At 60.3% G+C, this 12,215-nt stretch carries 10 protein-coding genes; 8 read left to right on the forward strand and 2 right to left on the reverse strand.

Features of this window, described 5'->3' with window-relative positions; translation table 11 throughout:
• Positions 1 to 2 precede the first annotated feature (2 nt).
• From HK26_RS07660 to parC, 7 genes are all read left to right on the forward strand, one after another.
• Positions 3 to 1,379: an anthranilate synthase component I family protein gene (locus HK26_RS07660; protein WP_086639239.1), complete on the forward strand. Its 1,377-nt coding sequence runs from the start codon at positions 3 to 5 to the stop codon at positions 1,377 to 1,379.
• Positions 1,376 to 2,182, forward strand: coding sequence for an aminotransferase class IV (locus tag HK26_RS07665; protein WP_086639240.1), 807 nt, complete (start codon positions 1,376 to 1,378; stop codon positions 2,180 to 2,182). Before HK26_RS07660 ends, HK26_RS07665 begins: the two co-directional genes overlap by 4 nt.
• Before the next feature lie 159 nt (positions 2,183 to 2,341).
• Complete coding sequence (locus HK26_RS07670; RefSeq protein ID WP_086639241.1) at positions 2,342 to 3,448, forward strand: aromatic ring-hydroxylating oxygenase subunit alpha; 1,107 nt, start codon at positions 2,342 to 2,344, stop codon at positions 3,446 to 3,448.
• A gap of 163 nt (positions 3,449 to 3,611) precedes the next feature.
• Positions 3,612 to 4,400: a 30S ribosomal protein S2 gene (rpsB, locus tag HK26_RS07675; protein WP_086639242.1), complete on the forward strand. Its 789-nt coding sequence runs from the start codon at positions 3,612 to 3,614 to the stop codon at positions 4,398 to 4,400.
• A 132-nt stretch (positions 4,401 to 4,532) separates the two neighbouring features.
• On the forward strand, positions 4,533 to 5,438 hold the full coding sequence (gene tsf / locus HK26_RS07680) for a translation elongation factor Ts (RefSeq protein ID WP_086639243.1): 906 nt from the start codon (positions 4,533 to 4,535) through the stop codon (positions 5,436 to 5,438).
• Between the two features lie 40 nt (positions 5,439 to 5,478).
• Complete coding sequence (gene recO, locus HK26_RS07685) at positions 5,479 to 6,237, forward strand: DNA repair protein RecO (RefSeq protein ID WP_180539437.1); 759 nt, start codon at positions 5,479 to 5,481, stop codon at positions 6,235 to 6,237.
• Between the two features lie 83 nt (positions 6,238 to 6,320).
• A complete protein-coding gene (gene parC, locus HK26_RS07690; RefSeq protein ID WP_086639244.1) occupies positions 6,321 to 8,531 on the forward strand; it encodes a DNA topoisomerase IV subunit A in 2,211 nt (736 codons plus the stop codon).
• Positions 8,532 to 8,544: 13 nt separating this feature from the next.
• On the opposite strand, the gene HK26_RS07695 is transcribed toward parC, so the two are convergent.
• Positions 8,545 to 9,318 (reverse strand): arginyltransferase, encoded by a 774-nt coding sequence (locus HK26_RS07695; protein ID WP_086639245.1) that lies wholly within the window; start codon positions 9,316 to 9,318, stop codon positions 8,545 to 8,547.
• A gap of 75 nt (positions 9,319 to 9,393) precedes the next feature.
• Positions 9,394 to 10,398, reverse strand: coding sequence for a porphobilinogen synthase (gene hemB / locus HK26_RS07700; protein ID WP_086639246.1), 1,005 nt, complete (start codon positions 10,396 to 10,398; stop codon positions 9,394 to 9,396).
• A 386-nt stretch (positions 10,399 to 10,784) separates the two neighbouring features.
• Here hemB and glyA point away from each other — a divergent pair, with 386 nt between their 5' ends.
• Complete coding sequence (gene glyA, locus HK26_RS07710; protein ID WP_025826761.1) at positions 10,785 to 12,074, forward strand: serine hydroxymethyltransferase; 1,290 nt, start codon at positions 10,785 to 10,787, stop codon at positions 12,072 to 12,074.
• Positions 12,075 to 12,215: the final 141 nt, after the last annotated feature.

The following is a 12,215-nucleotide window of genomic DNA, read 5'->3' on the forward strand; positions in this document are numbered from 1 at the left end:
CCGTGGCATGGGTGCGCGCATTGGCGTGGCGGACGCCAGATGTGGTTCTGGCTCAGTGGGGGCATGCGCCATGGTGCGCTTTTCTGGATAGTGCGGGGGCGCTGGAGGCACGCGCACGCTGGCGCATATTCTGCCATAACCCAAGGCATACTCTGCGGGTTTTTGCCGATAGGGTAGAGTTTGACGGGGCCGTTATGGCCTTTTCCAGCCCGGAGCATATTCTTGCACTCCTGCGCAAAACAGCGCGGAACTACCCCCAGCAACTTCCGCAGTCTGATGTGCCGTTTTGCGGGGGGTGGGTTGGTTTTGCCAGCTATGCATTCGGCATGGCCCAGCAGGGGATCACTTCCCGCCATGGCAGTGGGGACGAGCCCCTGTTTGCCGCTGCTTTTTATGACCATGCCTATGTGTGGGACCGTCAGAACCAGCGTGTGTTTGTCGCCGGTTTTACGCAGGACGGGCAGCCCGCGCAGGGGCAGAGGCAGGCACTGGCCGCGTGGGCTGCTCTGCCCGAGCAGGTCGCCCCCGCTGCTGTGGTGCCATTGGGGCCGTTGCAGGCCAGCTTGTCCGAGGCCGCATATTGTCAGGCCGTGCGGGTGGCTCAGGAGTATATTGCGCAAGGCGATATTTTTCAGGCCAATATGACCTGCCAGCATACCACGTCCCTGCCAGACGGGGTCTGTGCCGCAGAGTTATACCGCAGGGTGCGGCAGGTCGCGCCTGCACCGTTTGGGGCTTATATGTCCTGCGGAGGGGATTTTTCCCTTCTGTCATGCTCGCCTGAGCGGTTTTTGCAGGTGGACCCGGCGGGGCAGATTGCCACACGCCCCATAAAAGGCACTGCCCCGCGTGGCCGCACGGAGGCAGAGGACCAGCATCTGGCGCACAACCTCGCCCGGGATGACAAGGAACGGGCCGAAAACCTGATGATCGTGGACCTGATGCGCCATGATATAGGCCGCGTTGCCCGCATTGGCAGTGTGCATGTGCCCGAACTCTGGGGGGTGGAGCGGTTTGCGCATGTGCACCACCTTGTCTCGGAGGTCAGGGGGCAATTACGGCATGGGTGCGATGTGTTTGACCTGCTGGAGGTCACCCTGCCGCCCGGTTCGGTAACAGGTGCGCCCAAACACAGGGCCATGGAAATTATTGACGAACTGGAGACCACCCCCCGTGGGGCGTATTGTGGCACTGTTTTTTATCTGGGTCTGGATGGGCGGATGGATAGCTCGGTGATTATCCGCAGTTTTGTGGCCCATGCGGGGCAACTGCGCATTGGCACGGGGGGCGGCATTACCATTTTATCCGACCCACACAGGGAATATGCGGAAATGCAGCTAAAACTTGCACCCTTTGCCGCATTTGTGGAGGGAGCATGAGCTTTGTCTGGCTCAATGGTGTGCTGTGCGCGCCGGATGTGGCGCGCATAAGCCCGGCGGACCGGGGTTTTACTCTGGGTGATGGCCTGTTCGAGACCATGCGTGCAGTGGGTGGGCAGGTGCTGCACCTACCCCGGCACATGGCGCGGCTGGCAGCCGGAGGGGAGGTGCTGGGTCTTGGTGTGCCTGAGCAGGCGGTGGTGCAGCATGCCGCAACCGAACTGCTGGCCGCCTGCGGGCTGGATAATGCGGTGCTACGGCTGAGTGTGGCACGGGGGGAGGGACCACGGGGGTTGCTGCCCCCGGCCCATGCAACACCTACGGTCCTGCTGACGGCCACAGCCGGTGTGTTTTCGCTCGGTCATGTCCGTGTCGTGACCAGCCGGCTGATCCGGCGGGATGAGGCATCGCCTTTGTCCACCCTCAAAAGCCTGAATTATCTGCCCGGTATTCTGGCCCGGCAGGAGGCCGAGCGGCAGAGTGCGCAGGATGCTCTTTTGCTCAACACGCATGGGCGGGTGGCGGAAAGTACAATCAGCAATCTGCTGGTGGCAACCGATGCAGGCGTGCTCACCCCCCCGGTGAGCGAGGGCGCACTGGCGGGTATTGCCCGCCAGATTCTGCTGGAACACCACCTTGTGCGCGAGGCCCCGCTCAGCCCGGTCGACCTGCCTGGCGCGCGCGGCGTATGGCTGGTCAATTCCCTTTCCCTGCGCGTTGTGCGCGCCTTGGACGGGCAGGATCTGCGGGAGGATGGTGCATGGACAACCCGGCTGGAGCACGCCCTGCTCCACGCCACATAGCCCGTGCCAGTTTTAAGCCCTGTTCGTCCGGTGGGCAGGCATGCGACGATAAGGGCTTGTGCTGACCGGCTGGAATGCTCAATCGTGCGGCGGTCCTTTTCAGGCCGGAATAATATGCATCGGAACAGCCGGTCTGTGGTATTCTGATGAGGTGACACCATGCAACAGGCAACAACAGCCACGGAGCAACCAGCGGACCGGGCCAATGCCCCCCGCTATGATCTGCGACAGATCGATGTTGATCCCAATTTCTGGTACCCTGTGGCGTGGTCCAGCAAAGTGCGGCCGGGCAAGGCGTTTGCCGCCCGGTTTGCAGGCCACCCCATTGCGCTGATTCGCCCCGAATACGGCCCGGTTTACGCGCTGGAGGACCGTTGCGCCCACCGTCAGGTGCCCCTGAGCAAAGGCGTTGTGGACGATAAGGGGTGCATAAAGTGCTGCTACCACGGTTGGGCGTTTGACCAGCAGGGCAAATGCGTAACCGTACCCTACCTGAACAAGGAGGGCGTTGGCCGCCCGGTTAAGGCATATCCCTGCCGCGAAAAAAGCGGGCTGATCTTTATCTTCCCCGGTGACCCCGATCTGGCCGACAAGGTGCCGGTGCCTGATATTGCACAGGTGGGTAACCCTGAGTTCAAGACCCGCCAGTTCAGCCCACGCCTGAAGTGTCATTACACTTTCATGCATGAAAACCTGATGGACATGAACCACCAGTTCCTGCACCGCCGCCAGATGGGCTCCATTACCGCCCGCTTTCTGGGTCAGGACAAGGGCGACAATTTTATGGAGGCCCGCTACAGCTTTGCCCGCAAGGGTGGCAACCAGCCGCTGGCCGAAGCCCTGATTTTTGGCAAACACCATGATGATGGCCGCGAACAGCCGGTGGAGGAGGTTGTCTCCATCCGCACCACATATCCGTACCAGACCCTCCAGATCCACGATAAGGACGGGGACCTGATCATGGACCTGTGGGCGTGCTACCTGCCGCTGGGGGAAACCCAGCAGGTTACTCAGGCGTTTGGTCTGCTCTCGGTCAAAAAGCCCAAATGGACTTTTCTGCTCGATCTTGCATGGCCGGTGCTGGGCCTGTTTACGCATCGCATCTTTGAAGAAGACCGCGAAGTCGTGGAAATGGAACAGAACGCATGGCGCGAGTTGGGGGGGGACCACAACATAGAGGTGTTCCCCGTGGTCAAAAGCCTGCGTGACCTGTTGGCCCGCAGCGGCGTGCCCAACCGCCACGCCCAACCGCTCGAACAGGGCTGAGTACGTTTTTTGGCCTTGCCCGTTTGGTCAAAAAACGCCATATAGAGCCGCCCCGGCGCAGGTCGGGGTATAACACACGCGAGGCCATACACCTCTGGTGCCCGGTCCCAAGGCCGGGTGGTGTCTCGCGGAGGTCTTAACCAGTTAGGTAGGAATACGCCCCATGGCGATGCCCGATTTCACACTGCGCCAGCTGCTTGAAGCTGGTGTTCACTTTGGTCACCACACCCGCCGCTGGAACCCGCGCATGGCGCCGTTCCTGTTCGGTGTGCGCAACCAGGTTCACATCATCGACCTTCAGCAGACCGTTGGCCTGCTCGACCGCGCGCTCAAAGCGATTCGCGATGTTGTGGCCGGTGGTGGCCGCGTTCTGTTCGTTGGCACCAAGCGTGCAGCGCAGGACCCGATTGCTGAAGCAGCACGTCGTTGCGGTCAGTACTACGTCAACCATCGCTGGCTGGGCGGTATGCTCACCAACTGGAAGACCATTCAGGGCTCCATCAAGCGCCTGCGCCAGATTGAAGAAACACTCGAAGGTGCAACCTCCGGCCTGACCAAAAAGGAAGTGCTGGAACTGACCCGCCAGCGCGACAAGCTTGAACGCTCCCTCGGCGGGATCAAGGAAATGGGTGGCCTGCCCGACGTGCTGTTCGTGATCGACACGAACAAGGAAAAGCTGGCCATTGAAGAAGCCAACAAGCTGGGTATCCCGGTTGTGGCCATTCTGGACAGCAACTCCGACCCGCGCGGCGTGACCTACCCGGTCCCCGGCAACGATGACGCCATCCGCGCCATTGGCCTGTATTGCGACCTCGTGTCCGCTTCCGTGCTCGACGGTATTTCTGCCGAGCTGGGCGCTGCGGGCCACGACGTGGGCGCTGCTGAAGAACTGCCGGTTGAACCCGCTCTGGAAGCGGCTCCGGTGGCTGAAGAAGCTCCGGCGGCAGGCTGAAGCCTTTAAAAAACAGCCCGGTCTTCTGATCGGGCTGTTTTTTTACATGAGATGCCTGTTTTTTGCGGGCAACGGAATGTTCTGTCGCGCGCCCTGCCAGGGGCGCGTTGCGGTTTTCTAAGGAGTAGGAATATGGCGGAAATTACCGCAGCACTGGTCAAGGAACTGCGCGAAAAAACCGGCGCAGGCATGATGGATTGCAAAAAGGCGCTGAACGAAGCGCAGGGCGATATTGAAGCTGCCATTGACTGGCTGCGCACCAAGGGCCTTGCCGCCGCCGCCAAAAAATCTGGCCGCGTGGCAGCAGAAGGTCTGGTTGCTGTGGCCTCTGCCGACAAAACCGCCGCCATGGTGGAAGTCAACGCCGAAACCGACTTTGTCGCCCGTAACGAAGCGTTCCAGAACTTTGTGGAATCCGTTGCCAAGGTTGCTCTCAAGGTTGGTGATGATCTGGAAGCCATCAAGGCTGCCACACTGGACACGGGCCGCACCGTGGCTGACGAGCTGACGCACCTGATCGCCACCATTGGCGAAAACATGACCCTGCGCCGCGCTCGCGTGTTTACCGTGCCGTCTGGCGTTGTTGCCACTTACGTGCATGGCGCACTGCGCCCCGGTCTGGGTAAAATTGGCGTTCTGGCAGCAATTGAAGCCCCGACGGCTGATGAAGCCATTGAGCAGCTTGGCCGCCAGATTGGTATGCACGTTGCCGCCACCCGTCCTTCCGCGCTGGATGTGAACAGCCTGAATCAGGAAGAAGTCGAGCGTGAACGCGCTGTTCTCATTGAACAGTCCCGCGCATCGGGCAAGCCTGAAGCCATTATTGAAAAAATGGTCGAAGGCCGTATCCGCAAGTTCTACGAAGAAGTGGTTCTTCTGGAACAGGTGTGGGTGCATGATGGCGAAACCCGCGTGAAGGACGTTGTCAAGAAAGCTGGCGTCACGCTGGCTGGCTTCGACCGCTTCCACCTGGGCGAAGGCATTGAAAAGACTGTGGACGACTTTGCTGCGGAAGTGGCCAAGGTGTCTGGCGTCTAAGACCTCAGGTTCTGGTCTGTTGAGCAAGGGCGGGACTTCTCTGCAAAGGGAGGCTCCCGCCCTTGTTGTTTTTGTGGCCCCACAAGGCGAGAGCGGGGCGCGGGTCCATATGTTGACCGAGGCAGACGGGCTGGTGCGCGCGCTGGCCTATGGGGGTGCCAGCCGCGCAGGCCGCGCCTTGTGGCAACCGGGTAATGTGGTCAAGGCCCGTCTGACACAGCGTGGCGAGGGCGCGCCCATACGTGTATCGGGCGAGCTGCTTTACGGATGTGCCGCGCGTATTCTGGACATGCCGTTGGCATTGGCCATGATGCAGTCTGTGTGTGTGCTGGCCGATGCCACCTTGCCCGAAGGCGAGCCATGCCCGGCATTTTTTGGCGCGACTCTCAAACTCCTGTCCTTTATTGGCTATAGCCCGGATGTGGCGGAACAGACTGGCTTGCCCAATTATATTGAATGGGAGCTGGCGCTGCTGGATGTGCTGGGCTTTGGGCTGGATTTAAGTGCCTGTGCGGTCACCGGGCAAACGCAGGACCTTGCCTATGTCTCCCCCCGCACGGGGCGGGCCGTGAGTGTGGCAGGTGCAGGGGAGTGGAAGGACCGGCTCCTGCCGTTGCCCGCTTTTTTGCGTGATCCTGCGCAGGAGGGGAGTTGGGCGGAGTGGCACGCGGGCCTGCAACTGAGTGGGCATTTTCTGGCGCGGGATGCCTTTGGGCAGCGGCATCTGCCCCTTCCTGCTGCCCGGCAAAGGCTGCTTGCGCGGCTTGAAAAGCTGCAGGCACACACCAACCAGCCCTGAACTGCGCAGCAAGGCTGGCACAACCGGGCCTGTGGCGGTATGTCTGTGCCGACCACATCGCACCGTTTTTTCTGGGGCAGAGCATGAACGAGACATTTGAAGGCCATATTGAGGAGACAAAACTGGCAGATGCGCTGAGCGAGCGCTATCTGGCCTATGCTTTGTCCACCATCATGTCGCGTTCGCTGCCGGATGTGCGCGACGGGCTCAAGCCTGTGCACAGGCGGCTGGTTTACGCCATGCATCAGCTCAAGCTGGACCCTGCCTCGGGGTTTAAAAAATGCGCGCGCGTTGTGGGCGATGTGATTGGTAAGTTCCACCCGCACGGGGATGCTTCTGTTTACGAAGCCCTTGTCCGTTTGGCGCAGGATTTTGCCGCCCGTTATCCGCTGGTGGAAGGGCAGGGCAATTTTGGTTCGATCGATGGCGATAACGCAGCCGCCATGCGGTACACGGAAGCCCGCCTGACGGAAGTGGCCGTAGCCCTGCTGGACGGGATAGAGAGCGACGCCGTGGATTTTCGGCCCACCTATGATGGTGAGGAGCACGAGCCTATTGTGTTGCCAGCGGCATTCCCCAACCTGCTGGCCAATGGTGCTGCGGGTATTGCCGTGGGTATGGCCACCAGCATACCCCCCCATAATGCGGCGGAAGTGTGTGCAGCCGCAGCCCTGCTGGTCCGCAGGCCGACAGCCACAACGCAGGACCTGCTGGAGCTTATGCCGGGGCCGGATTTTCCCACCGGTGGGCTGATTGTGGAGGATGCCTCCGCTATTTTGCAGGCGTATGAGACTGGGCGGGGCGGTTTTCGTATGCGGGCGCGCTGGGCTGTGGAGCAGGGGCGCTTTGGCACATGGCACATTGTGGTGTCGGAAATTCCCTATCAGGTGCAAAAATCCCGTCTGATCGAGCAGGTGGCCGATCTGCTCGATCAGAAAAAACTCCCCCTGCTGGGGGACATCCGCGATGAAAGTACGGATGAAATCCGCCTGATCCTTGAGCCCAAAACTCGCGGTATTGAACCCGAAGTGCTGATGGAGACCCTGTTCCGGGCCACAGCGCTGGAAAGCCGCTTCCCCCTGAACATGAACGTGCTGGGGGCCGATCGTGCGCCCGGTGTGCTGGGCCTTAAGCAGGTGTTGCAGGCATGGCTCAACCACCGGCACGAGGTGCTGGAGCGGCGCAGCCGCCACCGCCTTGCAGCAGTGGAACGGCGGCTGGAAATTCTGGCAGGCTTTTTGGTGGTGTACCTCAACCTTGATGAGGTCATCCGTATTATCCGCGAGGAGGATGACGCCAAGGCCAGCCTTATGGCGACGTTTAGCCTGACCGACATGCAGGCCGAATCCGTGCTGAACATGCGCCTGCGCAGCCTGCGCCGGTTGGAGGAAATGGAAATCCGCAGGGAGCATGATGCTCTGTCGGCGGAAAAAGCCGAATTGCTTGCCCTGCTGGGTGACGAAAAACAGCGCTGGAAGCAGATCGGGCAGGAATTGGACAAAATGGTCAAGCTGTTTGCCAAAGGCCGTGTTGGCCCAAGGCGCAGCACCATTCTGTCCGCTCCTAAGCCGGTTGATATCTCGGTAGTGGAAACAGTGGAGCGTGAGCCCCTGACCATGATCCTCTCCCAAAAAGGCTGGGTCCGGGCGGTCAAGGGTCATGCTGTTGATCTGGATAGCCAGAAGTTCAAGGAAGGGGATGGTCTCAAACTCGCCATTCCCTGCCAGAGTACGGACCGGCTGTGCTTTTTTGCCACCGACGGCCGTGCCTTTACGGTCAAGGGCACAGACCTGCCGCGTGGACGTGGCGATGGCCAACCCGTGCGTCTGCTGGTGGACCTGTCCAATGATGAGGAACTTCTGGCCGTCTTTGTGCTGGAGGACGGGGGCAGGCGTCTTGTGGCCTCCAGTGCCGGGCGTGGCATGGTGGTGGAGGATGATGCCCTCGTGTCCGAAAAACGTTCGGGGCGGCAGGTGCTCAACCTCAAGGATGATGACTCGGCCCTGCTGTGCATTCCTGCTCTGGGCGACCACGTGGCCGTTCTGGGCGATAACCGCCGCTTCCTGATTTTCCCGCTCGATCAGTTGCCCGTTATGGGGCGCGGTCTTGGTGTTGCCTTGCAAAAATATGCCGATGGCGCGCACCTGCGTCAGGCCGTTGTGTTTACCGCATCCGAAGGGCTGGTCTGGCCGGGTGCGGTGCGGTGCCGCGGCATGGCCGATTTGCAGGACTGGCTGGGCAAGCGCGCAGGTGTTGGCAAGCTGGCCCCGACATGGACCAACAAAAAGGGCTGAGCCCCCCGGGGGGTTAAAAAAGCGGTGCGTCAGGGAACAGGGCGTTGCGCCCTGTGCAGACGGGCTGGTCTGGCTCCAGTGTCTGCCAGACATCCTGACGCAGGATTTCTGCCGGGCGGAAGCGGCTTTTATAGGCCATCTTGGGGCTGCCCGGAATCCAGTAGCCAAGATACAGATACGGTCGTCCAAGCAGCAGCGTCTGGCGGATTAGAAACAGCACAACGTACACACCCAGCGAGCGGGTTGTCTGCTGGGGGTCGTAAAAGCTGTACACAGCCGACAACCCATCATCGAGCGTATCGGTCAGGCTGACGGCCACCAGCTTTTGGTCTGGTGTGCGGAATTCTATGATCTGCGTATCAACCGTGGTTTCTTCCACCATAATCCGGTAGTCGCGCGGGCTCATGTTCGCCATTTCGCCTTCTGCGTGGCGGGTGTTCAGGTAATCGCGGAACAGTGTGTACTGCTCGCCTGTGGCCACTGGTGGCAGCAGATGGGCCGTTAGGTCCGCATTGCGGTTCCATGCGCGTTTTTGTGTACGGTTGGGAGTAAAGGCCGCTACGGGCAGGCGGATGGGAATACAGGCCGAGCAGCCCTCGCACAAAGGGGCGTAAGCCAGCGTGTGGCTGCGCCGGAACCCTCTGGCGGACAGGCGGCTGTGCAGGGTGTCGGCATCGGGGACGGCCAGATCAGCCAGTATCTTGCGCTCCATGCGCGCAGGCAGGTACGGGCATGGCAGAGCGGTAGTGGTGTAAAAAAACTGCGGATTGCGCAGCGGAGACGTCATGGTTGGCAATCCCGGATGCATGGCGGGCCAGCCTGTGCTGACCCGCTTATGCCCGGCGCGGGCCAGGCGAGGTGGTTACAGGCCCGATCTTTCCCGAATATGCTGTGCGGCTTCAATGGCAAAATACGTGAGTACACCATTGGCACCCGCACGACGGAAAGCCATCAGACTTTCCATGATGGCGCGGTCACGGTCGAGCCAGCCATTGTTGATGGCTGCCATGAGCATCGCATATTCTCCCGAGACCTGATACGCAAAAGTCGGCACGCTGAAGGTGTCTTTTACGCGGCGGATAATGTCCAGATAAGGCATGCCGGGTTTGACCATGACCATGTCAGCCCCTTCTGCAATGTCCATTTCCACTTCCCGCAGGGCCTCGTCACTGTTGGCGGGGTCCATCTGGTAGGTCTTTTTGTCCCCCTTGAGCAGGCCGCCAGAACCCAGCGCATCACGGAACGGACCGTAGAAGGCGGAGGCATATTTGGCGGAATAGGACATGATGCGGGTATTGATCAGGTCATTGGCATCCAGGTCCTGACGGATCACGCCAATACGGCCATCCATCATGTCCGATGGGGCAATAATATCCACCCCTGCCATAGCCTGATTAACGGCCTGCTGGGACAGAATCTGGACAGACGCCTCATTGACCACGTAGCCGCCTTCTATCAGCCCGTCATGGCCGTGGCTGGTGTAGGGGTCGAGTGCGACATCGCCGATCAGCGCCATGTCGGGGAATTCTTTTTTCAGCAGTCTGGCCGCCCGACACATCAGGTTATCGGGGTTCAGGGCTTCGGTCCCCCGCTCGTCCCGCGCTTCAGCCGGGGTGATGGGGAACAGGGCAAGGGCTGGAATGCCCAGCTTGGCCGCGGGCTCCACATGTTTGGCCAGCCGGTCGAGTGTTACGCGGTGTGCGCCGGGCATGGAGGAGACTTCGGTTGTGACACCCGACCCCTCCATGAAAAAAATCGGCCAGATCAGGTTGCTGATACCCAGTGAATTTTCGGCAACCAGGCGGCGTGTCGCATCGTCAAACCGGTTGCGGCGCGGGCGGGTCAAAGGGAAACGACCAGCCATCATGGGCGGGATCTCCTTGCACGGTGCCTGCCATGGGGCCAGACCTGCGGCCCGGCACCCAGGCAGAACAAACGGGGGTGAATAAGACGGGCGGAGTATGCGCTCATGCTCATGTTATGCAACCCCGGTGCGGCAAGGATCAGCCCCGCTGGGGGCGGGGGTACGGGCATGGGGGCAGTATGCGTTTTGCGCGTGGGCATGATTTACGGTTTATCCCGGCGCGGGCTGCGTGTAAAAGCAGGGAACCACAAGGGGTGGGGGCCTGCTTTTTTGACTTTTTTCTCCTGTCAGGGGCGGGCGGAACGGGGTAAGAGAGCTTCCTGTGCTTTTGTCTGTTATGGAAGCGGGCCTGCTGCCAGACGACAGTTTGATTTTGAGGAAACACCCGAATGAGCCACACGGATCTGGACCGTTTTTTTCATGCGCCGCTGACCCAGACGGATCCGGACGTTGCGTCCGCCATTGCCGCCGAGTTGACCCGCCAGCAAGATGGCATTGAACTGATTGCCAGCGAAAACATGGCCTCCGAGGCCGTTTTGCAGGCGCAGGGCAGTGTGCTGACCAACAAATACGCCGAAGGCTACCCCGGCCGCCGCTATTACGGTGGCTGCGTGGAAGTGGACAAGGTGGAAACACTGGCCATTGAACGCGTAAAAACGCTGTTTGGTGCGGCTTATGCCAATGTGCAGCCCCATTCTGGCGCAAATGCCAATCAGGCGGCATTCATGGCTATGGGCAAGCCGGGTGATACCGTGCTGGGCATGAGCCTTGCTGCTGGTGGCCACCTGACCCACGGTGCAGCCCCCAACTATTCTGGCAAATGGTTCAATGCCGTGCAGTATGGCGTGCGCCAGCAGGACGGCATTCTGGACTATGACCAGATGGAAAGCCTTGCGCGCGAACACAAGCCCTCCATTATTGTGGCTGGTGGTTCTGCCTATCCCCGCATTATCGACTTTGCCCGTTTCCGCCGCATTGCGGACGAAGTGGGTGCGCAGCTTATGGTCGATATGGCCCATTTTGCTGGTCTGGTGGCTGCGGGTCTGTACCCCAACCCGCTGGAATATGCAGATGTGGTAACGTCCACGACCCACAAAACCCTGCGCGGCCCGCGCGGTGGCGTGATCCTGACCAACAGCGAAGCGTTGGCCAAAAAGATCAACTCCGCTGTGTTCCCCGGTCTGCAGGGCGGCCCGCTCATGCATGTTATTGCAGGCAAGGCCGTGGCGTTTGGTGAAGCCCTGCGCCCTGAGTTCAAGGAATACCAGAAAGCGGTGCAGAAGAACGCTGCCGTGCTGGCCGAAGTTCTGGTGGAACGCGGGTTTGACATTGTGACGGGTGGCACGGATTCCCACCTGCTGCTCGTGGACCTGCGCCCCAAAAAGGTGACCGGCAAGGCTGCCGAGCAGGCTCTGGAGCGTGCAGGTATTACGGCCAACAAAAACGCCATTCCGTTTGACCCCGAAAAACCCGCCATTACCTCTGGCGTGCGTCTGGGTAGTCCGGCAGCGACCGCACGCGGCTTCCGTGAGGAAGAGTTCCGTCAGGTCGGTGAAATGATTGATGAAGTGCTGACAGCCCTTGCCGCTTCCGGTGGTGAAGGGGATGCGGTGGTGGAAAACGCAGTGCATGAACGTGTGAAAGCCCTGTGCGCGCGCTTCCCCATTTATTCGCGTTAAGTCTTCGCTTTTAGCGGTAAGGTTATTAAAAAGGCGCGAGAGGCTTCTCCCGCGCCTTTTTGGTGACTGGAGAAGTCCTGGAGTTTGTATCGGCCATAGCAGGTCGTTTGTAAGCATGCCTTCCCTGTGAGTGGTAACAGT

The organism is Acetobacter okinawensis, from assembly GCF_002153655.1.
In the GTDB taxonomy this organism is placed as follows: Bacteria; Pseudomonadota; Alphaproteobacteria; order Acetobacterales; family Acetobacteraceae; genus Acetobacter; species Acetobacter okinawensis_A.